The sequence below is a fragment of the Leifsonia poae genome (assembly GCF_050632865.1).
GTDB lineage: Bacteria > Actinomycetota > Actinomycetes > Actinomycetales > Microbacteriaceae > Leifsonia > Leifsonia poae_B.
The window spans coordinates 1000268-1023860 of record NZ_JBODSA010000001.1; the positions used below are offsets into that span (position 1 = coordinate 1000268).

The 23593-nt window shown below is 69.4% G+C and carries 23 protein-coding genes, 2 tRNA genes and 2 pseudogenes; 18 read left to right on the top strand and 9 right to left on the bottom strand.

The features are described from left to right. Positions 1-58 precede the first annotated feature (58 nt). Both ACRAWB_RS05035 and ACRAWB_RS05040 read right to left on the bottom strand, forming a co-directional pair. On the bottom strand, positions 59-910 hold the full coding sequence (locus tag ACRAWB_RS05035) for an ABC transporter permease subunit (protein WP_431352327.1): 852 nt from the start codon (positions 908-910) through the stop codon (positions 59-61). Further along, on the bottom strand, positions 907-1818 hold the full coding sequence (locus ACRAWB_RS05040) for an ATP-binding cassette domain-containing protein (protein WP_431352328.1): 912 nt from the start codon (positions 1816-1818) through the stop codon (positions 907-909). Before ACRAWB_RS05040 ends, ACRAWB_RS05035 begins: the two co-directional genes overlap by 4 nt. Positions 1819-1974: 156 nt before the next feature. On the opposite strand from ACRAWB_RS05040, the gene ACRAWB_RS05045 reads away from it, so the two are divergent. Continuing rightward, positions 1975-3750, top strand: coding sequence for an alkyl sulfatase dimerization domain-containing protein (locus ACRAWB_RS05045; RefSeq protein ID WP_431352329.1), 1776 nt, complete (start codon positions 1975-1977; stop codon positions 3748-3750). A gap of 61 nt (positions 3751-3811) precedes the next feature. On the opposite strand, the gene pepN is transcribed toward ACRAWB_RS05045, so the two are convergent. Then, complete coding sequence (gene pepN / locus ACRAWB_RS05050; RefSeq protein ID WP_431352330.1) at positions 3812-6358, bottom strand: aminopeptidase N; 2547 nt, start codon at positions 6356-6358, stop codon at positions 3812-3814. Between the two features lie 110 nt (positions 6359-6468). On the opposite strand from pepN, the gene ACRAWB_RS05055 reads away from it, so the two are divergent. Genes ACRAWB_RS05055 through ACRAWB_RS05070 form a run of 4 tightly spaced genes read left to right on the top strand, consistent with a single transcriptional unit; the run spans position 6469 to position 10041 of the window. Further along, positions 6469-6957 carry a ribose-5-phosphate isomerase gene (locus tag ACRAWB_RS05055; protein ID WP_431352331.1) on the top strand — a complete coding sequence of 163 codons (489 nt, stop codon included), beginning with the start codon at positions 6469-6471 and terminating at the stop codon, positions 6955-6957. Next, on the top strand, positions 6957-7943 hold the full coding sequence (locus tag ACRAWB_RS05060) for an Fpg/Nei family DNA glycosylase (protein WP_431352332.1): 987 nt from the start codon (positions 6957-6959) through the stop codon (positions 7941-7943). The genes ACRAWB_RS05055 and ACRAWB_RS05060 overlap by 1 nt, the downstream gene beginning before the upstream one ends. Positions 7944-7951: 8 nt before the next feature. Further along, positions 7952-8590 (top strand): FMN-binding negative transcriptional regulator, encoded by a 639-nt coding sequence (locus ACRAWB_RS05065; RefSeq protein ID WP_431352333.1) that lies wholly within the window; start codon positions 7952-7954, stop codon positions 8588-8590. Continuing rightward, a complete protein-coding gene (locus ACRAWB_RS05070; protein WP_431352334.1) occupies positions 8587-10041 on the top strand; it encodes an amidohydrolase in 1455 nt (484 codons plus the stop codon). The genes ACRAWB_RS05065 and ACRAWB_RS05070 overlap by 4 nt, the downstream gene beginning before the upstream one ends. A gap of 390 nt (positions 10042-10431) precedes the next feature. Here ACRAWB_RS05070 and ACRAWB_RS05075 read toward each other — a convergent pair whose 3' ends face one another. Further along, entirely contained in the window at positions 10432-11028 is a 597-nt protein-coding gene (locus ACRAWB_RS05075) for an alpha/beta hydrolase (RefSeq protein WP_431352335.1), read from the bottom strand. After that, complete coding sequence (locus tag ACRAWB_RS05080; RefSeq protein ID WP_431352336.1) at positions 10980-11708, bottom strand: alpha/beta hydrolase; 729 nt, start codon at positions 11706-11708, stop codon at positions 10980-10982. Before ACRAWB_RS05080 ends, ACRAWB_RS05075 begins: the two co-directional genes overlap by 49 nt. Positions 11709-11786: 78 nt before the next feature. Between ACRAWB_RS05080 and ACRAWB_RS05085 the strand changes: the two are divergent. Then, a pseudogene (locus tag ACRAWB_RS05085) lies at positions 11787-12235 on the top strand (NUDIX domain-containing protein). Between the two features lie 61 nt (positions 12236-12296). On the opposite strand, the gene ACRAWB_RS05090 reads toward ACRAWB_RS05085, so the two are convergent. Then, positions 12297-12779, bottom strand: a complete 483-nt coding sequence (locus ACRAWB_RS05090) for a Dps family protein (protein ID WP_064108827.1) — start codon at positions 12777-12779, stop codon at positions 12297-12299. A gap of 157 nt (positions 12780-12936) precedes the next feature. Between ACRAWB_RS05090 and ACRAWB_RS05095 the strand changes: the two genes are divergently transcribed. From ACRAWB_RS05095 to ACRAWB_RS05115, 5 genes are all read left to right on the top strand, one after another. Further along, the gene (locus ACRAWB_RS05095; RefSeq protein ID WP_431352337.1) at positions 12937-14244 is read left to right on the top strand and encodes a sensor histidine kinase; all 1308 of its coding nucleotides are present in this window, start codon (positions 12937-12939) and stop codon (positions 14242-14244) included. Then, on the top strand, positions 14220-14345 hold the full coding sequence (locus ACRAWB_RS05100; RefSeq protein ID WP_431352338.1) for a hypothetical protein: 126 nt from the start codon (positions 14220-14222) through the stop codon (positions 14343-14345). Before ACRAWB_RS05095 ends, ACRAWB_RS05100 begins: the two co-directional genes overlap by 25 nt. Before the next feature lie 85 nt (positions 14346-14430). Then, positions 14431-15090, top strand: coding sequence for a response regulator transcription factor (locus ACRAWB_RS05105; protein WP_431352339.1), 660 nt, complete (start codon positions 14431-14433; stop codon positions 15088-15090). A gap of 14 nt (positions 15091-15104) precedes the next feature. Continuing rightward, positions 15105-15437: a cupin domain-containing protein gene (locus ACRAWB_RS05110; protein WP_431352340.1), complete on the top strand. Its 333-nt coding sequence runs from the start codon at positions 15105-15107 to the stop codon at positions 15435-15437. Positions 15438-15480: 43 nt separating this feature from the next. Further along, the gene (locus tag ACRAWB_RS05115) at positions 15481-15693 is read left to right on the top strand and encodes an antitoxin (protein WP_064108829.1); all 213 of its coding nucleotides are present in this window, start codon (positions 15481-15483) and stop codon (positions 15691-15693) included. A 14-nt stretch (positions 15694-15707) separates the two neighbouring features. On the opposite strand, the gene ACRAWB_RS05120 is transcribed toward ACRAWB_RS05115, so the two are convergent. Both ACRAWB_RS05120 and ACRAWB_RS05125 read right to left on the bottom strand, forming a co-directional pair. Next, the gene (locus ACRAWB_RS05120) at positions 15708-16379 is read right to left on the bottom strand and encodes a hypothetical protein (RefSeq protein ID WP_431352341.1); all 672 of its coding nucleotides are present in this window, start codon (positions 16377-16379) and stop codon (positions 15708-15710) included. A 60-nt stretch (positions 16380-16439) separates the two neighbouring features. Continuing rightward, positions 16440-16510 (bottom strand) — tRNA-Gly (locus ACRAWB_RS05125). Positions 16511-16629: 119 nt separating this feature from the next. On the opposite strand from ACRAWB_RS05125, the gene ACRAWB_RS05130 reads away from it, so the two are divergent. The 7 genes and pseudogenes from ACRAWB_RS05130 (at position 16630) to clpX (ending at position 22299) form a co-directional block, all read left to right on the top strand. Beyond that, positions 16630-16704 (top strand) — tRNA-Pro (locus tag ACRAWB_RS05130). Between the two features lie 60 nt (positions 16705-16764). Next, positions 16765-18183 (top strand): trigger factor, encoded by a 1419-nt coding sequence (gene tig / locus ACRAWB_RS05135; RefSeq protein ID WP_431352342.1) that lies wholly within the window; start codon positions 16765-16767, stop codon positions 18181-18183. Between the two features lie 76 nt (positions 18184-18259). Continuing rightward, entirely contained in the window at positions 18260-18766 is a 507-nt protein-coding gene (locus tag ACRAWB_RS05140) for a tetratricopeptide repeat protein (protein ID WP_431352343.1), read from the top strand. 90 nt (positions 18767-18856) lie between these two features. Beyond that, on the top strand, positions 18857-19450 hold the full coding sequence (locus ACRAWB_RS05145) for an ATP-dependent Clp protease proteolytic subunit (protein WP_431352344.1): 594 nt from the start codon (positions 18857-18859) through the stop codon (positions 19448-19450). A 27-nt stretch (positions 19451-19477) separates the two neighbouring features. Then, a complete protein-coding gene (locus ACRAWB_RS05150; protein WP_363808674.1) occupies positions 19478-20164 on the top strand; it encodes an ATP-dependent Clp protease proteolytic subunit in 687 nt (228 codons plus the stop codon). Between the two features lie 13 nt (positions 20165-20177). Continuing rightward, the gene (locus ACRAWB_RS05155; RefSeq protein ID WP_431352345.1) at positions 20178-20924 is read left to right on the top strand and encodes an AAA family ATPase; all 747 of its coding nucleotides are present in this window, start codon (positions 20178-20180) and stop codon (positions 20922-20924) included. A gap of 101 nt (positions 20925-21025) precedes the next feature. After that, positions 21026-22299: pseudogene (gene clpX, locus ACRAWB_RS05160) on the top strand (ATP-dependent Clp protease ATP-binding subunit ClpX). Here the strand turns inward: clpX and ACRAWB_RS05165 are convergent. Further along, positions 22256-23569 (bottom strand): ion channel protein, encoded by a 1314-nt coding sequence (locus ACRAWB_RS05165; protein ID WP_431352346.1) that lies wholly within the window; start codon positions 23567-23569, stop codon positions 22256-22258. The pseudogene clpX and the gene ACRAWB_RS05165 overlap by 44 nt on opposite strands. Positions 23570-23593: the final 24 nt, after the last annotated feature.

Consider the following 23593-nt stretch of genomic DNA (forward strand, 5'->3'; position numbering starts at 1 on the left):
GGCAGTCCGAGTCCGCCCGGGGCGTCCGGCGGTGTCGCTTCGGTGGTCACTGGGCGGGTCAGGCGTCCCTGCGCTGCAGGAGCACGGCCCCGACGACGAAGGACACGGCGGCCCAGACCAGCACGGTGACCACGTTCGCCCACGGCTCGAGGTCGTGGTTGGCGAGGCCCGCCATGCCGGAACCCGCCGCGCTGAGCAGATAGGCGGACGCATCCGCGATCCAGGTCTGCTTCGGCAGCAGGCTGGTGAGCAGAGCCGCGACGATCGGCAGCAGGAAGAGCACGCCGAGGGCGGTGGAGATGCCGCCGGCCGTCGACTTCACGATTGCGCCGACGCCGAGGGCGAAGATGGACACGAGCCCCAGGTAGGTCGCCGCGCCGACGATGTTCCACAGCGTGTCCGACGCGAAGAGATCGCCCGCGTAGCCCTTCGCCGTCAGCAGCGGGACGGCGATCGCCCAGGAGGCCGCGAAGCTCACCAGCCCGATGACGAACGAGGTGAGGAAGAGCACGATCGCCTTGGCGGCGAACACCGGGAAGCGGTGCGGGACGGCCGTGAAGGAGGAGCGGATCATCCCCGTCGAGAACTCCCCGCTGATCACGAGGACGCCGAGCACCGCGACGACGAGTTGCGCGAACGTCAGACCCGCCGTCGCCGTGTTGGTGGTGAACGCCGTGAGCTGACTGGCCGGCGCCCGGGACTCGATCACCGACAGGCTCGGGACCACGGCCGCGATCAGCGCCGGCAGGCCGATGATCAGGACGACGACCCCGATCAGCGTCCAGAACGTCGAGCGGAGGGTGCGGAGCTTGATCCACTCCGAGCGCACGACCCGGTCGAAGCGCAGGTGGCCGAGCGAGGTGTGCGGGTGCGTGGCACCCGGCTGGATGGATGCGGTGGCGGTGCTCATCGGCTGACCTCCGTGCGGTATTCGACGTCGTCCTGGGTGAGTTCGAGGTAGGCCTCCTCGAGGGAGGCGCTGATCGGCGTCAGCTCGTGCAGCACGATGCCGTCACGGGCGGCGGCCTCGCCGATCTGCGCGGCGGTGAGGCCGGTGACCTCCAGCAGCTGTGCCTCCACGCCGGTCACCGCCACGTCGGCGCCGGCGACGGCCCGCGCGAGCTGTTCCGGCTGCGGGGTGCGCACGCGGACGGCGTGGCGGGTGGCGCCGGCGAGGATGCGGTCCACCGGGGCGTCCGCGAGCACGCGGCCGCGGCCCAGCACCACGATGTGGTCGGCGGTCAGCGCCATCTCGCTCATGAGGTGCGACGAGAGGAACACCGTGCGGCCCTGGCTCGCCAGGTGCTTCGCGAACTGGCGGACCCAGAGGACGCCCTCCGGGTCGAGCCCGTTGACCGGCTCGTCCAGGATGAGCGTGGCGGGGTCGCCGAGCATGGCGGCGGCGATGCCGAGCCGCTGCCCCATCCCGAGCGAGAAGCCGCCGACGCGCTTGCTCGCGACCGACTCCAGGCCGGTCATGCCGATGACCTCGTGCACGCGGGACTTCGGGATGCCGTGGGTCGCCGCGAGCGCGAGCAGGTGGTTGTACGCGGTGCGGCCGGTGTGGATGGCCTTCGCGTCGAGCAGGGCGCCCACCTCGGTGAGCGGGGAACGGAACTGCGCGTAGCGCTTGCCGTTGATGAGGGCGGTGCCCGCGGTCGGCCGGTCGAGGCCCATGATCATCCGCATGGTCGTGGACTTGCCTGCGCCGTTCGGGCCCAGGAAGCCGGTGACCTTGCCCGGCTGGATGGTCACGGAAATGTCGTCGACGGCGGTCTTCGCGCCGAAGCGTTTGGTGAGGTGATCGAGCTGGATCATGACTCCGAGACTAGGGGCGCACCGCGGGCGGCGGCATCCTCCCGCGGTACCACGCGGTAGGGGACCGCGGTCGGTCCTTCCCCGGGGCCTCCGCCCTGTGGTTGGCTGGCGCCGAGCCGGCCCATGTCGGAGGCCGACCGAGACGGGGAGGCCTGCATGGGCGAGAAGTACTGGTTGGGGGCGGACGAGGGGGTCGTCTTCACGCCGCACGGTGACAACACGGCGTACACCGAGTACGCCGAGACGGTGCCGCGGGAGATGTCCGACCATTCGCGGACCATGGATCCGGGCGTGTTCGAAATCGTGGGGAAGAACGTCTACCAGATCTTCGGGTACGCGCTGTCCGCTCTCACCGTCGTGGTCGGCGACGACGGCGTCATCCTGATCGATCCCGCGGAGGACGTGGAGAAGGGCCGGCTGCAGAAGGAACAGCTCGACAGGATCACGGACAAGCCGATCAAGGCGGTCGTGTACTCGCATTGGCACACCGATCACTACGCCGGCGTGAAGGCCTTCATCACTCAGGAGCAGGCGGATTCCGGGGAGGTCGCGGTGATCGCCCACCGCGACTTCATGGACAACGTGCTGGCCAACTCGATCAGCGGCGACGGTCCGATCATCGCAGCCCGCCTCGACTACAGCCTCGGCACGCTGCTCGAAGTGGGGCCGGAGGGTCGCGTGAACGGGGGCCTCGGTCCCGACTTCGTGATGAAGACCATCAGCCTGGTCACGCCGAACACGCCGGTGGATGACACGCTCGAGCACACCATCGCCGGCGTCCGGATGGTCCACTCGTGGGCGCCGAGCGAAGCGATCGACGAGATCGTCACGTGGTTCCCCGACCTCGGCGTGCTCCAGTCGGCGGAGGTCATCCAGGGCGAGTCGTTCCCGAACCTGCACACCATCCGCGGGTCGCGGTACCGGGACCCGCAGGCCTGGTTCAGGTCGATCGACGCGCACCTGCGCCCTCTCCCGGCCGACTTCATGATCCCGTCGCACGGTCGGCCGCTGGCAGGGCGGGCCGAGGTCGCGCGGGTTCTGCGCGACTACCGGGACGCGATCTCCTTCGTCTACGACCAGACGCTTCGGCACATCAACAAGGGCTACCTCCCCGACGACCTCGTCGAGAAGGTCCGACTGCCCGAATCGCTCGCTGAGAGCGAATGGCTCGGAGATTTCTACGGAGGCGTCCCCCATTCGGTGCGCGAGATCTATGTCGGCGAGCTCGGCTGGTTCGACGCGGACCCCACGACGCTCGCGCCCATCCACTTCGTCGAAGCGTCGCGACGGTACATCGATCTCATGGGCGGCCGGGACGCCGTCGTGTCCGAGGCGAAGCGCGTCGCCGAAGCGGGCGATCACCAGTGGGCCGCGGAGCTCCTTCGCCACGTGGTGCGAGTGGATCCGGGTGACGAGGAAGCACGGAAGCTCAAGGCCGACGCGCTGCGGCGGATCGGCTACACCACCCCGAACTCCAACTGGCGGAACTTCTACCTCACGGCCGCCCGGGAGCTCGACGGCAGCATCGACTACTCGCTTGCCGTGAACATCAACGCTCCCGACCAGATCGCAGCCATGCCGGCTCCCGCGCTGTTCGAGGGCCTGCGGTTCCGCATCGATCCGGAGAAAGCGGAGGGAGTCGAATCCTCCGCGGGCATCAGGTTCACCGACACGGGCGACGAAATGGGTCTCCTCGTGCGCAACGGGGTCGTCGAGACCACGAAGTCGATTCCCGACGGGCCCTCGTTCGTCGCGGAGCTGCCGAAGGCGGCTGCGCTCGGGATGCTGTTCGTGGATCTTTACGGTGGCCTCGCCAAGGCGGTGGACGACGGACAGGCGACACTCACCGAGGGCGGTCTCGACGACGCCAGGGCCTTCTTCGCCGTGTTCGACCCGGCACCGCACGAACACATCCACCTCGCGGACCGCTGACGGAACGACGAAGGGGCCCCGCCGCAGCGGAGCCCCTTCGCGGACCGGTCGGTCGGGCCGCTCAGCCCTGCGCGTCGCGCTTCTGCGCGGCGAGGGCGCGCTCGACGCCGGCCAGGTTCTCGACCACCATGCGGCGCAGCGCGGCCGGCTCGGCGTTCGCGTCGAGCCAGGCGCGGGTCGCGTCCCGCAGCGCCTCGTTGGCGAGCGGGGCCGGGTACATGCCCTCCACCAGGTACTCGGCGATCTTGTAGGTGCGGGAGGTCCAGACACCCTGGAGCGCCGCGAAGTACGGCTCGATGAACTGCGCGAGCACCGACTTGTCCTTGGCGCGCTGGAACCCGATGCCGGTGTAGCGGACGATCGTGTTCGGCAGGCTGTCCGACTCGAACACCGAGTCCCACGCCGCCTGCTTGCCCTCGAGCGTCGGGATGGCGGCGCGGGCCTGCGCGGCGAACTGGCCGCCGTTCGCCGTGTTGTCGGCGGCGAGCGCCGCGTCGATCTCGGCGTTGCCCGCTGCACCGCCCGCGACGAGCGCGATCAGCAGCTCCCACGAGAGGTCGGTGTCGACCGTCAGGCCGTCGAGCGCGATCGAGCCGTCGCGGAGGCCCGCGATGGTCGCCAGCTGCTCGTCCGTGGACGCGAGGGCCGCGAAGAACTTGACGAACTGGAACTGCGCGTCGCTGCCCGCCTCTGCGCCCTTCGCCAGCTCCCAGAGCGCGTCGGCCGCACCCTGCGCGGTCTCCTTCTGACGCTCGGGCGCGACGTACGCGGTCGCCGCCAGCACCAACTGGTTCAGCGTGGTGCGGAGGGTGGTCGACTCGGTCTCGGACGCGATGTTGCCCAGCACCAGGCGCACGTAGTCGCTCGCGCTGGACTCGGCGTCGCGGGTCGCATCCCACACCGCACCCCAGACGAGGGAGCGGGCGAGGGGGCTCTCGATCTCGGACAGGTGCTCGATCGCGACCGTGAGCGACGCCTCGTCGAGACGGATCTTCGCGTAGGCAAGATCGTCGTCGTTGATCAGGATGAGGTCGGGGCGCGTGCCGCCGACCATCTCGGCGACCTCGGTGCGCTCGCCGTCCACATCCAGCTCCAGGCGTTCCTCGCGCACGAGCTTGCCGTCGCGCAGGTTGTAGAGGCCGATCGCGAGGCGGTGCGGGCGGATGGTGGGGTAGTCGGCCGCGGCGGTCTGCAGTACGGCGAAGGACGTGATGACGCCGTCCGCATCCACCTCGAGCTCGGGGCGCAGCGTGTTGACGCCCGCGGTCTCGAGCCACTTCTTGGACCAGTCGGTCAGGTCGCGGCCGCTGGTCGCCTCGAGCTCGACCAGGAGGTCCTTGAGCTCGGTGTTGCCATGGGCGTGCTTCTTGAAGTACCGGGCGACCCCGGCGAGGAAGTCGTCCTGGCCGACCCACGCCACCAGCTGCTTGAGCACCGAGGCGCCCTTGGCGTAGGTGATGCCGTCGAAGTTGACCTGCACGTCCTCCAGGTCGTTGATCGTGGCGACGATCGGGTGCGTCGACGGGAGCTGGTCCTGGCGGTACGCCCAGCTCTTCTCCATCGCCGCGAAGGTGGTCCAGGCCTCGGTCCACTCGGTGGCCTCGGCGGTGCCGAGTGTGGAGGCGTACTCGGCGAACGACTCGTTCAGCCAGAGGTCGTTCCACCACTTCATCGTCACCAGGTCGCCGAACCACATGTGGGCGAGCTCGTGCAGGATCGTGACGACACGGCGCTCCCTGATCGCGTCGGTCACCTTGGAGCGGAAGACGTACGTCTCGGTGAAGGTCACCGCGCCCGCGTTCTCCATCGCGCCGGCGTTGAACTCCGGCACGAACAGCTGGTCGTACTTCTCGAACGGGTAGGCGTAGTCGAACCGCTCCTCGTAGAACGCGAAGCCCTCGCGGGTCTTGTCGAAGATGTAGTCGGCGTCGAGGAATTCGGCGAGGCTCTTGCGGGCGTAGACGCCGAGCGGGATGGTGCGGCCGTCGCGGCTGGTCAGCTCGCTGTGCACCGACTCGTACGGGCCGGCGATGAGGGCCGTGATGTAGGAGGAGATGACCGGCGTCGGGGCGAACGCCCACGTCTTCTTGCCTTCGCCCGCGTCGGTCGGCTCGGGGGTGGGGGAGTTGCTGACGACCGCCCAGTGGTCGGGAGCCGTGATCGTGAAGGTGAACTGCGCCTTGAGGTCAGGCTGCTCGAACACCGCGAACATGCGGCGCGAGTCCGGCACCTCGAACTGGCTGTAGAGGTACACCTCCCCGTCGACCGGGTCGACGAAGCGGTGCAGGCCCTCGCCGGTGTTGGTGTAGATCGCGTCGGCGTCGACGGTCAGCTCGTTCTCGTCCTTGAGCCCGTCGAGCTGGATGCGGACGCCGTCGCTGACCTGCGCCGGGTCGAGCTCGACGCCGTTGAGCGTCACGGAGTGCACGGTGCGGGTGATGGCGTCGATGAACGTCGAGGCACCCTCCTTCGCCGCGAAGCGCACGGTCGTGGTGCTCCGGAACGTCTCCGGTCCGGTCGTCAGATCGAGCGTGACGTCATACGAGTGGGTGCGGACGAGGGACGCGCGCTCCTGCGCTTCGATGCGGGTGAGGTTCTCTCCGGGCAACGCTTGCTCCTTCAGCGGTGAGGGCTTCTGTGACGGCGTGGATCGTGTCCACCCGCTCCACCTTAGCCACCGGCACCGGCGTCGTCGGCGGTCGTCCCTAAACTGTGGATATGCGCATCCACATCGCCACCGACCACGCCGGGCTCGAGTTCAGTGAAGACCTGCAGGAGCACCTGCGCGCGGCGGGTCACGAGGTGATCGACCACGGGCCGAAGGACTACGACCCCATCGATGACTACCCGGCGTTCTGCATCAACGCGGCGGCGGCGGTCGTGCGCGACCAGCAGGCGGGCATCGAAGCGCTGGGGATCGTCTTCGGCGGGTCCGGCAACGGCGAGCAGATTGCGGCCAACAAGGTGAAGGGCGTGCGCGCGGCGCTGGTCTGGAACCAGTCCACGGCCCAGCTCGCCCGGCAGCACAACGACGCCAATGTGATCGCCATCGGCGCGCGCCAGCACACGGTCGACGAGGCCAAGGGCTTCATCGACACCTTCATCGCCGAGCCGTTCTCGTTCGAGGAACGTCACGTGCGGCGCATCGCCCAGCTCGCGGAGTACGAGGCCACCGGCGACATCGCGGGCAAGAACGTGGACCGCTGATGCCCGAGGGTCACTCCGTCCATCGCATCGCGCGGCAGTTCGCCGTCAACTTCGTGGGCCACCGCGTCGAGGTGTCGTCGCCGCAGGGCCGCTTCGCCGCGGATGCCACCCGAATCGACGGGCACGTCATGACCGACGCCAAGGCGGTCGGCAAGCAGATGTTCCTGGAGTTCGACAACGAGCTGTGGCTGCGCGTCCACCTCGGCCTCTACGGTGCGTGGGACTTCGCGGGCGACATCAGCATCGACCCGACCATCGCGAGCGCGAACGGCCGGATGGGGCAGACCAACCAGCGCGGGACCGACCTCGACCCGATCCTCGACTCGGCGGGCGAGAACTCCCTCCACTCCATCGGCGCCCCGCGACGGACCCGGCTGCGCATGGCCGAGTCGGAGAAGGTGGAGCCCGAGATCACGTCGTTCCCGCCCGAGCCCATCGGCCAGGTGCGGGTACGGCTGCTGACGGACACCGCGGTCGCCGACCTGCGCGGACCGACCGCCTGCGAAGTGCTCGACCCGGCGCAGGTGGATGCGGTGATCGCGAAGCTGGGGCCCGATCCCCAGGTCGATGACGGCCCGGAGGCGGAGGAGCGCTTCGTCTCGATCGTGAAGCGGAAGCCGACCTCCATCGCGCTGCTGCTCATGGACCAGAGCGTCGTCAGCGGCATCGGCAACGTCTACCGGGCCGAGCTGCTGTTCCGTGCGCGGCAGAACCCGCACACACCCGGCAAGAAGGTACCGGAGGACACGGTGCGCGCGCTCTGGCGCGACTGGGTGCACCTTCTCCGCATCGGCGTCGAGACCGGCCAGATGATGACGATGGACGACCTCGACGACGATTCGTACCGCAAGGCGATGGCGAGCCGCGACGACCGGCACTGGGTCTACAAGCGCGAAGGACTGCCGTGCCGGGTGTGCGGCACCAACATCGTCATGGAGGAGCTGGGCGGCCGCAAGCTGTACTGGTGCCCCGTGGATCAGGCTTAGGAGGCGCTGTGCGGCAGAATCCGAGCTTCACGCTCACCGACCCGGCCGAGCTCAAGCGGCTCGTGCGCGAGAACCCGTGGGCGACGTTCGTCTCGAACACGGCGAACGGGCTCGTCGCCTCCCACTATCCGGTCATCCTCGACGAAACCCGCGAGGAGCTGACGCTGCTGAGCCACGTCGGCCGGCCCGACGAGCAGCTGCACGAACTCGGGCAGCACGAACTGCTGGTCATCGTGCAGGGTCCGCACGGCTACATCTCGTCCGGCTGGTACGACGAGAAGCCGGCCGTGCCGACCTGGAACTTCATAGCCGCCCACTTCTCCGGGGTGCCGGAGCTGCTGAGCGACGAGGAGAACCTGGACGTCCTGGCGCGGCCGGTCGACCACTTCGAGGATGAGCTGCCGTCGCCCCGACGGATGCGCGGGACGCTGGAGGACGCCGCCTACGCCGAGCGGATCGTCTCGGGCACCGTCGGCCTCCGCCTGACGCCCACGCGGGTTGTCGCGAAGCAGAAGATGAGCCAGAACCGGCCCGACCACATCGTGGACGCGATCATGACCGAGCTCGACGGCGACGGGCCCTATGCGAGTGCCGGGCTGCTGCGCGAGATGCAGCTGGTGCACGACCGGCGCCGCGCGGCACGATGACGCTGGTCCTCGCCGGTGCGCGGGTGCCCGGGCGTGACGGCCTGGTGGATGTGGTGCTCGAGGGTTCGCGGATCGCGGCTGTGACGCCTGCCGGAGCCGCGCCCGCCGGAGGCGCATCGGGCGAGCGCATCCACCTCGATGGCCGGTGGGTGCTGCCCGGACTGTGGGACCAGCACGTGCACTTCACGCAGTGGGCCCAGACCGCGCGGCGCCTCGACGTGTCCCGGGCCGCGTCCGCCGCCGAGGCCGCAGCGCTGGTTCGCGAGCGGGCGTCCGCCGACCCGGGCGATGACGTGCTCGTCGGCTTCGGCTTCCACGACGCGCTGTGGCCCGACATCCCGACCCGGGAGCTGCTGGATGCAGCCGCGGGCGACCGCCCAGTCGTGCTCATCGCCGGCGACCTGCACTGCTCGTGGCTGAACACCGCTGCTGCGCGTCGGTTCGCGCCGGACTCGGTGGACGCGGTCCTCCGCGAGGAAGCCAGCTTCGCCGTGACGAGCCTCCTCACCGCTGCCGACGACGCGACCCTCGACCGCTGGGCAGCGGATGCCGCCCGCGCCGCTGCAACGCGCGGCGTGGTCGGCATCGTGGACCTCGAGTACGGCTGGAACCTCGACGTGTGGACGCGCCGGATGGCCGCCGGCGCCGACGGCCTGCGTGTCGATTTCGGCATCTACCGCGAAGACCTCGACCGGGCGATCGCGCTCGGCCTGCGCACTGGCGAGGTCATCGAAGGGACGGGCGGACTATTGACCGTCGGACCTCTGAAGGTGATCTCGGACGGCTCGCTCAACACGCGCACTGCCCTCTGCAGCCACGCGTACCCGGACGGCGGCCACGGCGTCGCGAACCTCACCGCGCAGGAACTGGTGGATGCGCTCCGGCTCGCCTACGGCCACGGCCTGACCGCGGCCGTCCACGCGATCGGCGACGAGGCCAACCGGCGTGCGCTCGACGCCTTCGAGGCCGTCGGCGCGGGCGGGCGCATCGAGCACGCGCAGCTGATCGACGCATCCGACATCCCGCGCTTCGCACGCCTCGGCGTGACCGCGAGCGTGCAGCCGGAGCACGCGATGGACGACCGGGATGTGGCCGATTCGCTGTGGTCCGGACGTACCGACCGCGCGTTCCCGCTCGCCGAGCTCCACGCCGCCGGCGCTCGGCTCGCCTTCGGCTCGGACGCGCCCGTCGCGCCGCTCGACCCGTGGGCCGCGATCGCGTCGGCCGTCGGACGCACGCGCGACGGGCGCGAGCCGTGGCACCCTGAGCAGGCGGTGTCCGCCGAGGTGGCGCTGGGCGCATCCACCCGCTCCACCGTCGCCGCGGGCCAGCCGGCCGACCTCGCGGTGCTCGACCGCGACCCGCTCGCTGCCGCGCCCGACGACCTCCGCAGCATGCCGGTGGCCGCGGCCCTCCTCGCCGGCCGCTTCACGCACGACACCCTGCGCTGACGCGCGTGCGTGGCCACCTTCGCCGCGTCTCCTTCCCCCGCCATTCGTGACGAATGCACCTCATTCGTCACGAATCCCGACCATTCGTCACGAATCACACGCCAGTCGCCCCGCCCCTGCCGAGATGCCACAGGCAAGGATTCGTCACGAATGCTCGCTCTGAGCCCCGCATAACGACCATTCGTCACGAATCGTCGCGGCTGCCGTCCAGCACCATTCGTCACGAATGCACGTCATTCGTCACGTATGGCGCCCATTCGTCACGAATCGCGCGCTAGTCGCCGCGACCATCGCCGCCCCGACGGCACGCAAGGATGAGTCACGAATGCTCGCTTCGAGCCCCGCATAACGACCATTCGTCACGAATCGACGTGAGGCGGGCGTCTTCGATCACCGCCCGCGCAGCAGCAGCCGGTCGACGCCCGGCGTCGTCGCGATCGCGGTGTTCCGCAGCGACTCGGTGGACGCGTCCAGGTACCCGTAGTGGGTCAGGTGCTCGGCGAACTTCTCCTCGAACAGCGCCGTGCTCGTGATGTGCGACCAGGCGCTCGAGTACGGGTCGTCGTTCCACGGCGAGTGCAGCACCGGCGCGTGCCCGGTGACGGGCAGCAGGTCGGCCGTCTCGTCCCCGTCGACGCTGATCACCGTCGCCCCGAACCCCGGTGACCGCGGGTCGCGGCGCGTGATGCGGCCGAACCGCGCCTCCCCGTCCGCCTCCGCCTCGCCCGCGTACGTGTGCTGCACGCCGAGCGCGCCGGCGTTCGGGATGCGGTCCTCGATCCCCGCAGAGCCCAGCATCACGAACGCGTACACGCCGACGTCGTGCGCGTCGGCGAGAGCGTCCGCGCTCGTGGTCGTCCCGTACGAGTGGGCGACCACGTTGAGGGCGCGCGGCGGGTCCTCGTGCCGCACTGCGTTCACGCCGCGGAGGTCGGCCGTCAGCAGCGGCGCGCCGCGCGACGCGTAGTCGCCGAGGGCCGCATCCACTCCGGGCGGGGAGTGACGTACCCGATCCACGACACCACCGCCCGCCGCGTCGGCGCGCCCACCGTTCCCTGCTCGTCGAACAGGTTCTGCGCGGACTGCGTCCACAGCTGCATGTCGTCCGTGTACGTGCCCATTCCCGGCACGACGAAGGTGATGTCGGACGCGGTGTCCAGGTTCCCGAGCGCGACCGCGGCGAGCGGAGGCCGGTCGAGGCTGAGCGAGATGAGGTGCCGCGCAGGCTTTCTCTTGCCGCCGACGGTCTTCTGGATGGCCGTGAGCGCCGTGAGGACCCGCGTCGCGGTGGCGTCCTCCGGGTGCCGTTCGAGGTCCCGCTTCTCGGTCGCGATCGCCTGCTTCAGCGCGCGCCGGTTCGCCTTCTCGCGGTCCTTGTAGTCGACGCCGTCGAGGTTGCCGACCACCTCGGGCAGCGTTTCGATCGCGTCGGTGCGGGTCTCCGCATCCAGGTCGTCCCACTCCGCGTGCACAGCGTCCGGGTCGGTGTTCGCCAGCTGGATCACGAGCTCGGGATGTTTGGCGAGGTACGCCTCCTGCTGCTCGTCGTTCATCGCCTTCAGCACGTCGAAGGTCGTGATCGGCGCGGCGCCGGCCGCGGGCGCGATCAGCAGCCCGACCACCGCGACGGCGCCGAGCGCGACCGCGACGATCACCCGGCGGCGCATGGCCGGAGCCTAACGCCGCGGCCGAGAGGCTGTCCACGGGACAGCGCGTGGAAGGATGCGTAGGCTGCGGTCATGCCGATGTCCGATTACGTGCAGTCCGTCCGCGACCGGATCGGGCACGACCTGCTCGTTCTCCCCGGCGTCTCGGCCCTCATCCGCGACGGCGACCGCTTCCTCCTGGGGCGGCATGCGCACTCCGGCCTGTGGAGCATCATCGGCGGCGGGATCGAGCCGGGGAGGAGCCCGTCGACGCCCTGATCCGGGAGGTGCGGGAGGAGACCGGCGCGCGCGTCGAGGTGGGACGCGTGATCGGCGCGTACGGCGGCGAGCCGCTGATGGTCGAGTACCCGAACGGCGACCGGGTGGCGTACACGACCGTCGCCTACGAATGCCGCCTCTTGAGCGAGCCCGCCCCCGACCTGGATGAACTCCTCGAGCTGGGCTGGTTCGCACCGGACGCCATCGCACAGCTACCGCGCCGCGCCTGGATCGACCGCCTGATCGCGGACGCGCTCGCCCTGGGCTGAGCCGCCCCCGCACACGACGAAGGGCCGCCCGCAACGCGGACGGCCCTCCCGACGGGCGGCGCTACTCGCTGATGTGGGCGAACAGGAACCAGCGGTCCTTGTCGAGCCCGCGGGCGATCTCGATGGCGACGTCCTGGCTGGTCGCGTCGAGCTCAGCGAGCTCGCGCACGGCGGTGTTGACGGCGGCGAGCGCGGCGTCGAGCTGCGCGATCACCTCGGCGATGGTCTCGTTCGAGGGGCGGAAGCCGGCGGTCAGCTCGCCCGTGGTGGTCTTCGCGGCGACCGTGCCGAGCCGGGCATCCACCGGGAGGCCCAGGGCGACGATGCGCTCGGCGGCCAGGTCGGCCCACTCCTGAGCGTGGTCGACGATGGTGTCCAGGAGCTCGTGCACGCCGATGAAGTTGGCTCCGCGCACGTGCCAGTGCGCCTGCTTGCCGTTCACGACGATGGCGGTGAGGTCGACCACGACCGGGCTGAGGAACTGCGCGACCCCGGCCGCGACGTCCGGGTTGGAGACACTGGGGATTGCGGCGATGTCGGTCATCTGTGCGTCCTTTCTTCCACCTGCCCCAACGCTAGCGACGGCCTCGCATTCCGACAACGAAGCGAAGGCTCCGCTAAGTAAGGTCGGGTTAACCCCCGGATCCATCCGGAGGGTCGCGGGATGGGGTGAGCAGACCCCTTCCGGCCAGGCTGAGGTCATGTCCACCGAACCCGTCACCACTTCTGCCACGCTGGATGCCGTGACCGCATCCGGCCCCGCTCCCACCCCGGCCCCAGCCTCGGCCCGCACCTCGGCGCCCGCCCGTTACGGCTCGCTCTGGCGGGGCGTCCCGAGAGAGCTCGGCTTCCTGCTGCTCACCATGCCGATCGCGATCGTCGGCCTCACCGTGCTGCTCACCCTGTTCTGGACGGGCGTCGGCACCATCGTCATCTACATCGGCTTCTTCATCGTGGTCGCCGCCTTCTACACCGCGCGCGGTTTCGGCATCGTCGAGCTGACGCGTCTGGATTGGGCGGGCCGCCCGTCCATCCCGCGTCCGGTGTGGGAGAAGCCCGGCACGCCGCGCACCTTCTGGCGGGCGATCTTCGGACCCTTCGCCAACGGCCATTACTGGCTGTACCTGCTGCACGGCGTGATCATCAACCCGGTCGTCAGCATCGTGTCCTGGTCGCTCACGATCACGTGGGCGTCCATCGCGCTCGGCGGCCTGACCGGGTGGATCTGGCTGCCGTTCATCCCGCAGGGCAACCGTGACTTCTACCTATCGCAGACCATCGTGGATGCGGTCTTCCGGACGCACTCGACCTTCGACCCGAACACGGGCGACCGCATCCTGTACGTGATCGCGGGCGTGCTGTTCGCCGCGACGCTGCCGTTCGTCACGCGCGGCCTGACCCTGGCGCACCACGGCATCGCCCGCGGCGTGCTCGGACGCTGGCCGTCGGAGGCACTGCAGGCCGAGGTCGCCGACCTGTCCGCCTCGCGCGGCGCGGCCGTCGCGGCCGAGGACCAGGCGCTGCGCCGCCTGGAGCGCGACCTGCACGACGGTCCGCAGCAGCGGTTGATCCGCCTGCAGATGGACATCGCCGCCGCCGAGCGCAAGCTGGCCGACGACCCGGAGGCCGCCGCCACCCTGCTCGCCGAGGCCCGGCAGCAGGCCGGCGACACCCTGGAGGAGCTGCGCGCCCTGTCCCGCGGCTTCGCCCCGCCCATCCTGCAGGACCGCGGCCTCGTCGCCGCCGCCGATTCGCTCGCCGCGCGCAGTCCCATCCCGATCACCGTGGAGTCGACGCTGGAGCAGGGGGAGCGATTCAGCCCGGAGCTGGAACGCAACGCCTACTACGTGCTCGCCGAGCTCGCCGCGAACCTCGCGAAGCACTCGGAGGCCGCAGCGGCTCGGATGTTCATCGACGAGACGACGGACGCGTCGGGCGCCGGGTGGCTGAACGTCTGGCTGACCGACAACGGCCGCGGGGAGCGTTGCTCGTCGCCGGTCACGGACTGAGCGGACTGCAGGAGCGCGTGCGCGGCCTCCGCGGCGAGCTCGTGGTCGAGAGCCCCGCCGGCGGCCCTACCCGCATCGGCGCCCGCATCCCGCTCGCCTGAGCCGCGTCTGGTTGACGCAACACGCCGTGCGGCCACCCGCCGCAACGGCGTGTTGCGTCAACTCGATGCGCCCTAGGCTGGGAGCGTGCCGAGTGAAGACCGACCGCTGCGCGTCGTCGTCGCCGACGACTCCGTCCTCCTCCGCGAGGGGCTGATCCGCCTGTTCGACGAGGCCGGGCTGGACACCGTCGGCGCATTCGGGGATGCGGACACACTCCTCGAGTCGCTGCCGGACCTCATGCCCGACGTCGTCGTGCTCGACGTGCGGATGCCTCCCACGTTCCGCGACGAGGGCGTGCGGGCCGCGCTGCGCATCCGGCGCGAGCATCCCGACATCGCCGTGCTGCTGCTCTCGCAGTACGTCGAGGGCACGTACGCCCAGGAGCTGCTGGCGGGCGGGGACGGCGGCACCGGCTACCTGCTCAAGGACCGCATCGCGTCCCTCGACGAGCTGGAGGACGCCGTCACCCGTGTCGCCGCCGGCGGGACCGTGCTCGACCCGCAGGTCGTCCGCGAGCTGCTGACCCGCCGGACGGATCCGCTCGCCACCCTGACGCCGCGTGAGCGGGAGGTGCTGGAGCTGATGGCCGAGGGCCGCACCAACGCTGCGATCGCCGCGCGCATGGTCGTCGGTGTCGGGGCCGTCGAGAAGAACGTCACCTCCATCTTCCAGAAACTGGGGCTCGAGGACTCGGGCGACGACCACCGCCGCGTGCTCGCGGTCCTGGCCTTCCTGCAGCGCTGAGGAGACTCATGGATGTGACCCGCAAGACCCTGGACGACCACCGCCTCGATGCGGTCGTCCCCGTCCGGCACGTGGAGGTGCGTCGTATCGAGATCGCGCCGGGCTTGCATCCCGGAGCGCACTGGCACAACGGCCCGGTCTTCGGCGTGATCGAGCGCGGGTCGGTGCTGTTCGCCGTCGGCGACGGGCCGGAGTGGGTGCTGCGACCGGGCGACACCTTCTTCGAACCCGGTGACCGCACCATCGCGCGGTTCGACGCGACGGAGGAGGGTGTGACGTTCCTCGCCTGGTTCCCGCTTCCTGAGAGTGTGTCGCCGGAGCTCACGATGGGGTCGCTGCCTTCCTGACCCGCACCTGGCCGCCGTCGCCGTCGGGGTGTTGGATGGCCGCATGGCAGGTTTCGACGACATCACCAAGAAGGCTCAGGAGTTCCTGAACGACCCGAAGGTCAAGGACGCCCTGAGCTCCGAGCAGGCCGAGGACATCAGCGACAAGCTGCTCGACGGCGTGGCGGGAGCGGCGAAGAAGGTCACCGGCGGCAAGTACGACGACAAGATCGAGGGCGCCCGAGACCAGGCCGACAAGCACGTCGGCAACGAATAGCGGTCACCTGGCGGTCAGCGGCTGGGGTTGACCGGCCGCAACGTGGCGATCGCCCGCCGGTAGATCGAGAAGCCCCAGATCATCGACAGCACCACCGCGACGATCGCGATGACGACGCCGGCGACGATCGCGATCGCGGGTGTCGCACCGATCGCCGCCGTCGTGCTGCCGACGAGCAGCCCGATCACGATCGACTCCACGACCGCGATCAGCATCATCGAGCTGCCCAGCACCGGTGTAGCGCCGCGGGGTCCGAAGAAGTGGTACGTCACCCGGATGCCCTCCTCGTCGTCGTTCGCCGACGCGTAGAGGTAGCGGTCGAGCCCCGGATCGAGGTCGAGGTAGGCCGCGCGAAGCCGGTTCATCGCGACGACGTACATCATGTCCTCGTCGGCGGTGTTGAACACCCGCACCATCGTGATCAGCCCGAGCAGCGCCAGCACGAGCAGCACCCCGAGCGCGGCCAGCCCGAACCAGCCGCGGAATCCGCTGGCCTGGCCGATGAAGCCGAGAGTGACGAGGCCGGCGGAGACGAGGGTGAGGAAGATCGCGATGCGAGTGAGGACTTCGCTCTGCGTGGTGCTGCGGGAGGCGAGCAGGCTCCAGTGCTCGGTCGCGAGAAGCTGGGCGCGGAGGCTGCGCTGCGCGTCGGTGAGGTGGTCGTCAGGCGGGGGAGGCGCCGTCATGGGGACATTGTGGCGCGACGATCGCGGGCCGCACCAGCGGCCAAAACGTCGAGTAAACGGAGGGGATGACGGGAATCGAACCCGCGTAATCAGTTTGGAAGACTGAGGCTCTACCATTGAGCTACATCCCCGGGGCCGCACCGGCGGCGCCGTGGCCACCTTCTGCGCGGTGGCCGGAGACCATCGTAGTACACGCGCCGCGGCCGAGCGTGCAGTAGACTCGGGGACGGTCTTTCGCACCGCTTCAAGCCGGGGCGTAGCTCAGCTTGGCTAGAGCGCCCGCTTTGGGAGCGGGAGGTCGCAGGTTCGAATCCTGTCGCCCCGACGAGGACCTCGTTCCTTGCGAGAAGACCATCGTTCGAACATTCAGGAGAACCCAGACATCGTGAAGACCACGGTCGAGAAGCTCAGCCCCACGCGCACCAAGCTCGTCATCTCGGTGACGCCCGAGGAGCTGCAGCCGTCCATCAAGCACGCCTACGAGCACATCGCGGAGCAGGTGAGCATCCCCGGTTTCCGTAAGGGCAAGGTGCCGCCGCCCATCATCGACCAGCGGGTCGGCAAGGCCGCCGTCCTGGAGCACGCGGTCAACGAGGGTCTGGACGGGTTCTACCGCCAGGCCATCGAGGAGAACGACGTGCGCCCGCTCGGCCGTCCGGAGGCGGACATCACCGAGTGGCCGAACGAGAAGGACTTCTCGGGCGATCTGCTCCTCACCATCGAGGTGGACACCCGCCCCGAGGTGACCCTGCCGTCGTTCGACGACATCACCATCACGGTCGACGCGGCCGAGGTCGGCGTCGACGACGTCGAAGAGGAGCTGGACCGCCTCCGCAGCCGCTTCGGCACCCTCGTGACCGTTGACCGCCCGGCCAAGACCGGCGACTTCGCGCAGATCGACCTGACCGCCGAGATCGGCGGCGAGGAGGTCGACACCGCGGCCAACATCTCGTACGAGATCGGCTCCGGCGAGCTCATCGACGGCATCGACGAAGCGCTCGACACGCTCACCGCCGGCGAGACCACCACCTTCGAGGCCCCGCTCATGGGCGGCGACCACGAGGGCGAGAACGCGCAGATCACCGTCACGCTGAACGCCGTCAAGGAGCGCGAGCTCCCGGAGGCCGACGACGACTTCGCGCAGATCGCCAGCGAGTTCGACACCATCGGCGAGCTGCGCCAGAGCCTGCGCGCGCAGGTCGAGCGCGCCAAGGTGTTCGGCCAGGGCACCGCCGCGCGCGACCAGCTGGTCGACACGCTGCTCGAGCTGGTCGAGATCCCGGTCCCGGAGCAGCTGGTCGAGGACGAGGTCCACCGCCACCTGGAGCAGGAGAACCGCCTCGAGGACGACGTGCACCGCGCCGAGGTCAAGGAGTCCAGCGAGAAGACGTTCAAGACGCAGATCCTCCTCGACGAGGTCGCGCAGAACGAGGACATCAAGGTCAGCCAGGACGAGCTCACCCAGTACCTGGTGCAGGGTGCCGCCCAGTACGGCATGGACCCGAACGAGTTCGTGAAGATCCTCAGCGAGAACGGCCAGATCCCGTCGATGGTCGGCGAGGTCGCCCGCAACAAGGCGCTCGCGATCATCCTCGGCAAGGTGAAGGTCGTCGACTCCAACGGCAAGCCGGTCGACCTGGCCGAGTTCACGGCGATCGCCGGCGACGACGACTCGTCCGACGAGGCCACCGACAGCAGCGAAGCTGCTGAGGCCCCGGCCGACGAGCCGGCCGCCGAGGAGGCCCCCGCCGCCGAGGAGAAGCCGAAGAAGCGCTCCTCCAAGAAGAAGGCCGACGACAAGTAAGCCGTCCCCTCTGGTTGACACGACACGCCGTCTCGTACTGTTACGAGGCGGCGTGTCGTGTCATGTGGAGGCGCCCATGGATGAGGGAGTGCGGATGAGCGACGACTGGCGGCAGCGGGTGGACGCGGTGTGGGCGGACGCCGACGACAGCAACGAGCGGGAAACGCTCGCCGCGATCGACGCCCTCGTCGCCGAGCGCGACCCCAACGACCCGGAGGCGCTGTTCGAGGCCGCGAGCGCCCGCGACTTCGCCGGCCGCGAGACCGACGCCGAGCCGTTCTACCGCGCCGCCCTCGCCCACGGGCTCGCCGAGCCGTACCGCGGGGAGGCGATCGTCCAGCTCGCCAGCACCCTCCGCAACCTCGACCGGCCCGCGGAGGCGCTGAGCCTGCTGCGCGACTTCCTCGCCGCCGAGCCCGAGCATCCCCTCGCCGACGCCGCCCGGGCCTTCGCCGCCCTGGCCCTCTTCGACGACGGGATGCGCGCCGACGCCCTCCGCGAAGCCCTCGGCGCGCTCGCCCCGCACCTCCCGCGCTACGGCCGCGCCGTCACCGCCTACGCGGCCGCCCTCGACGACGACTGAGCCGCCGCATCTGCCCACGGCGAACAGCGCCGAAATGCGCCCGGCGCTCCGATAGATTCGATGCCAAGCGACAAAGGAAATGGAGCGAACATGGCCGACATGGGTATCCAGCCCAGTGTTTTCGACAGACTGCTGAAGGACCGCATCATCTGGCTCGGCTCCGAGGTCCGGGACGAGAACGCGAACGAGATCGCCGCGAAGCTGCTGCTCCTGGCCGCGGAGGACCCGAAGCGGGACATCTACCTCTACATCAACTCTCCCGGTGGCTCGATCACCGCCGGTATGGCCATCTACGACACGATGCAGTTCGTCCCGAACGACATCGTCACCGTCGGCATCGGCATGGCCGCCTCGATGGGGCAGCTGCTGCTCACCGCGGGCACCAAGGGCAAGCGGTACATCACCCCGAACGCCCGCGTGCTGCTCCACCAGCCGCACGGCGGTTTCGGCGGCACCGCGAGCGACATCCAGACGCAGGCGCAGCTGATCATCGACATGAAGAACCGCCTCGCGCAGATCACCGCAGAGGCCACCGGCAAGTCCGTCGAGCAGGTCAACGCCGACGGCGACCGCGACCGCTGGTTCTCTGCTCAGGAGGCACTGGAGTACGGCTTCGTGGACCACATCCGCGAGTCGGCTCTCGACGTCTCCGGCGGCGGCGGCACCGAGCCGGACAAGAACTGACGACGCCTGAAGGATAAGGAAAACAGTATGAACACCCCCATGCTCGGCGGATCCGCCGGAGTCGGCGGTCAGGCGTTCGGCGGCATCCAGGCCCCGGGCTCCCGGTACATCCTCCCCAGCTTCGAGGAGCGCACCGCCTACGGCTACAAGCGCCAGGACCCGTACGCCAAGCTGTTCGAGGACCGCATCATCTTCCTCGGCGTGCAGGTCGACGACGCGTCCGCAGACGACATCATGGCCCAGCTCCTCGTGCTCGAGAGCCAGGACCCGGACCGCGACATCGTCATGTACATCAACTCGCCCGGTGGCTCGTTCACCGCGATGACGGCGATCTACGACACGATGCAGTACATCCGCCCGCAGATCCAGACGGTCGTGCTCGGCCAGGCCGCCTCGGCCGCCGCCGTGCTCACCGCCGCCGGAACCCCGGGCAAGCGCCTCGCGCTGCCGAACGCCCGCATCCTCATCCACCAGCCCGCCGTCGGCGAGGCCGGTCAGGGGCAGGCGTCCGACATCGAAATCCAGGCGAACGAGATCATGCGCATGCGCACCTGGCTGGAGGAGACGCTGTCGAAGCACTCCAACCGCTCGGTGGAGCAGGTCAACAAGGACATCGACCGCGACAAGATCCTCGGCGCCCAGGAGGCCCTGGAGTACGGCCTCATCGACCAGGTGCTCACCAGCCGCAAGACCCTGCCGGCGCTGGTCAAGTAGTAACCTTCGCTGCATGGCGGAACGGGGCGGTCAGTTCGATGACCGCCCCGTTCGTCGTGTCCGGGTGTACGCCGACGCGCCGTACGACCCGGGGCGCTGGCCCGCGACGATCCCGGCCGTCCGCCAGCTGCTCCGTGAGGGCCTGGAGCTGCCCGCCGGGGTGACGATGCTCGTCGGCGAGAACGGGGTCGGCAAGTCGACCATCGTGGAGGCGGTCGCGACCGCCTACGGTCTGCCGCCGGAGGGCGGGAGCAACCAGGGCAGGCACGTCACCAGGCCCAGCGAATCCCCGCTCGGCGAGTGGCTGTACATCGAGCGCGCGCCCTGGGCGGCGAAGTGGGGCTTCTTCCTGCGCGCCGAGACCATGCACGGCTACTACAGTTACGCCGAGACGGTCGCCGCCCCCACCGACCCGCGGCTCCACGAGATGAGCCATGGCGAGTCGTTCAACACCCTCCTCGCGAACAAGCTCAATCACCCGCAGTTCGTCGCGGGTCTCGTGTGCCTCGACGAGCCGGAGGCGGCGCTGTCGTTCCAGTCGACCCTCACCTGGTTGGCCAACCTGAATGTGATGGCCGAGCGCGGCACGCAGGTGCTCTGCGCGACCCACTCGCCGATCCTCGCCGCGCTGCCCGGGGCCCACATCCTCGAACTGGGCGAATGGGGCATCCGCGAGTCGTCGTGGGAGGACCTGGAGATCGTCGCACAGTGGCGATCCTTCCTGGACGCCCCGGGCCGCTACTTCCGCCATCTGCTGTGAGCAGAACCGCCGCGTGAAGCAAAACGGCCGACATGCGCGCCAATGTCGGTCTCACGGGTTAGGCTCGACGGAAGAACGACCCGAAGAAGGAGGGGAGAGGGATGGCACGCATCGGGGAAAGCGCCGATCTGCTCAAGTGTTCCTTCTGTGGCAAGAGCCAGAAGCAGGTTCAGCAGCTCATCGCCGGTCCTGGCGTGTACATCTGCGACGAGTGCGTCGAGCTCTGCAACGAGATCATCGAAGAACGGCTCGCCGAAGCGGGTGAGGAGACGTCGAGCGAGTTCGACCTCCCGAAGCCCAAGGAGATCTTCGGGTTCCTGGAGGAGTACGTCATCGGACAAGAGCAGGCCAAGCGGTCGCTCGCCGTCGCGGTGTACAACCACTACAAGCGCGTCCGCGCCAAGCAGACCATCACGTCGGCCGACTCCATCGACGACGTCGAGATCGCCAAGTCGAACATCCTGCTGATCGGCCCGACCGGATGCGGCAAGACCTACCTCGCCCAGACGCTGGCCCGGCGCCTCAACGTGCCGTTCGCCGTCGCCGACGCCACCGCGCTGACCGAGGCGGGCTACGTCGGTGAAGACGTCGAGAACATCCTCCTCAAGCTCATCCAGGCCGCCGACTACGACGTCAAGCGGGCCGAGACGGGCATCATCTACATCGACGAGGTCGACAAGATCGCCCGCAAGGCCGAGAACCCGTCGATCACGCGCGACGTCTCCGGCGAGGGCGTGCAGCAGGCGCTGCTCAAGATCCTCGAAGGCACGGTCGCCTCGGTCCCGCCGCAGGGCGGCCGCAAGCATCCGCACCAGGAGTTCATCCAGATCGACACGACGAACGTGCTGTTCATCGTGGCCGGCGCCTTCGCCGGGCTGGAGGAGATCATCTCGTCCCGCGCGGGCAAGAAGGGCATCGGCTTCGGCGCCCCCTGCACTCGAAGGGCGACGACATCAACCTCTTCAGCGAGGTGCTGCCGGAAGACCTCCACAAGTTCGGTCTCATCCCCGAGTTCATCGGCCGCCTCCCGGTCGTCACCACGGTCACGCCGCTCGATCAGGATGCGCTCATGCAGATCCTGACGGAGCCGAAGAACGCGCTGGTCCGGCAGTACCAGCGCATGTTCGAGCTCGACGGCGTGCAGCTGGAGTTCGACCACGCGGCGCTCGAGGCGATCGCCGATCTCGCGGTGCTCCGCAAGACCGGCGCCCGCGGACTCCGCGCGATCATGGAGGAAGTGCTCGGCCCGATCATGTTCGAGGTGCCGTCCAGCTCCGAGGTGGCGCGCGTGGTCGTGACGAAGGAGGCGGTGCTCGAGAACGCAGCGCCGACTATCGTCCCGCACCGCCCGCGGCGCGAGGAGAAGTCGGCGTAATCGTCGGCCGGGGCGTGATCAGCAGCTCCGGCGCCCGCGTCACCATCAGCCAGGCCGGCAGGATGGCGAGGCACAAGATCGGCAGCACGATCAGGTTCTGCGTGACCGCGACTCCGACGAAGATCGCGACCCAGCCGTCCCGTGCCGCGGCGACCGTGAGCCCGAGCACGCCTGAGGCGACCGCGACCTGCAGCGGGATCCCCGGCACGAGAGCAGCCGCGAGCGTGCCCACGGCCGCGCCGATGAAGACGGACGGGAAGATGCGTCCGCCGCGGAACAGCGCGCTGGCCGAGACGAGCAGCGCGAGCAGCTTGATGACGACGATGAGCGCGAGCTGCCCCGGACTGTAGGCGTCGCGGTGGGTCACCAGATCGTTCATCTGACTGAGCCCCTTGAACAACGTGATCGGTCCGCCGATCGCGCCGAGGATGCCGAGGACGAGGCCACCCGCGACGGTGATGAGCAGCGGGTGCCGGAGGCCGTGGAACAGGCGGTAGACGAGCGGGAAGAGATACACCGCGACCAGCCCGATCGCCGTCGCGATGATGGCGATGACGAGGGACGCGAGCACATCCCATCCCGTGATGGTCGTGTACGCCGGCATGGCGATGGCGAACGAGGGATGCGCGAGCAGCGTCATCGTGATCGAGCCCGCCGCCGCGGCGACCAGCGGGAGGAACAGCTTGTCCCAAAGCGAACCGCCGCCCTTCACGGCGGCCATGATCGCCGTGAAGATGAGCGCCGCCGCCACCGGCGTCCCGAAGAGCGCGCCGATCGTGCCCGAGATGGCCATCATCGCGACCATCCGGGCGGGGACGGCCTTGAACGCGCGAGCCGCCAGCCACACCAGCAGGCTGACGTTGATCAGGATGATCGGGTTCTCCGGCCCCAGGCTGACGCCGCCGGCGAGGCCCAGGATGGCCGCCAGTGCGAGCGACGGGACGATGACCGGCCGCATGGGCGGCGACACCAGCTCCGTCGTCGCCGAGTCCGGGCCGCCGTGGCCGGGGATCAGCCAGATCGTCAGCCCGACCGCGACGCCCGTGAACGTCAGGACGACGAAGATCCACCATCCCGAGTTCGGGTCGATGCCGAGTGCCTGGGGGAGGGACGTCCAGATGCCGTCGTGGAGCACATCGGCGGCCTCATCCACTAGCCACAGGGAGAGGGCGGTGAGGACGCCGATGATGATCGAAGGGATGCTCAGCAGCAGGAGCTGCCGGACCGTCGGGGTGGGAAGCTCCACCTCGCTCTGATCGGTCGTCGACATCCGCGCCCCCTCCTGCCCGTCCAG

Coding starts and splice junctions, on each gene's coding strand:
- ACRAWB_RS05035 (WP_431352327.1), bottom strand. CDS start 910: ATGAGCACCGCCACCGCATCCATCCAGCCGGGTGCCACGCACCCGCAC.
- ACRAWB_RS05040 (WP_431352328.1), bottom strand. CDS start 1,818: ATGATCCAGCTCGATCACCTCACCAAACGCTTCGGCGCGAAGACCGCC.
- ACRAWB_RS05045 (WP_431352329.1), top strand. CDS start 1,975: ATGGGCGAGAAGTACTGGTTGGGGGCGGACGAGGGGGTCGTCTTCACG.
- ACRAWB_RS05055 (WP_431352331.1), top strand. CDS start 6,469: ATGCGCATCCACATCGCCACCGACCACGCCGGGCTCGAGTTCAGTGAA.
- ACRAWB_RS05060 (WP_431352332.1), top strand. CDS start 6,957: ATGCCCGAGGGTCACTCCGTCCATCGCATCGCGCGGCAGTTCGCCGTC.
- ACRAWB_RS05070 (WP_431352334.1), top strand. CDS start 8,587: ATGACGCTGGTCCTCGCCGGTGCGCGGGTGCCCGGGCGTGACGGCCTG.
- ACRAWB_RS05080 (WP_431352336.1), bottom strand. CDS start 11,708: ATGCGCCGCCGGGTGATCGTCGCGGTCGCGCTCGGCGCCGTCGCGGTG.
- ACRAWB_RS05090 (WP_064108827.1), bottom strand. CDS start 12,779: ATGACCGACATCGCCGCAATCCCCAGTGTCTCCAACCCGGACGTCGCG.
- ACRAWB_RS05095 (WP_431352337.1), top strand. CDS start 12,937: ATGTCCACCGAACCCGTCACCACTTCTGCCACGCTGGATGCCGTGACC.
- ACRAWB_RS05115 (WP_064108829.1), top strand. CDS start 15,481: ATGGCAGGTTTCGACGACATCACCAAGAAGGCTCAGGAGTTCCTGAAC.
- ACRAWB_RS05120 (WP_431352341.1), bottom strand. CDS start 16,379: ATGACGGCGCCTCCCCCGCCTGACGACCACCTCACCGACGCGCAGCGC.
- ACRAWB_RS05140 (WP_431352343.1), top strand. CDS start 18,260: ATGGATGAGGGAGTGCGGATGAGCGACGACTGGCGGCAGCGGGTGGAC.
- ACRAWB_RS05145 (WP_431352344.1), top strand. CDS start 18,857: ATGGCCGACATGGGTATCCAGCCCAGTGTTTTCGACAGACTGCTGAAG.
- ACRAWB_RS05150 (WP_363808674.1), top strand. CDS start 19,478: ATGAACACCCCCATGCTCGGCGGATCCGCCGGAGTCGGCGGTCAGGCG.
- ACRAWB_RS05155 (WP_431352345.1), top strand. CDS start 20,178: ATGGCGGAACGGGGCGGTCAGTTCGATGACCGCCCCGTTCGTCGTGTC.
- ACRAWB_RS05165 (WP_431352346.1), bottom strand. CDS start 23,569: ATGTCGACGACCGATCAGAGCGAGGTGGAGCTTCCCACCCCGACGGTC.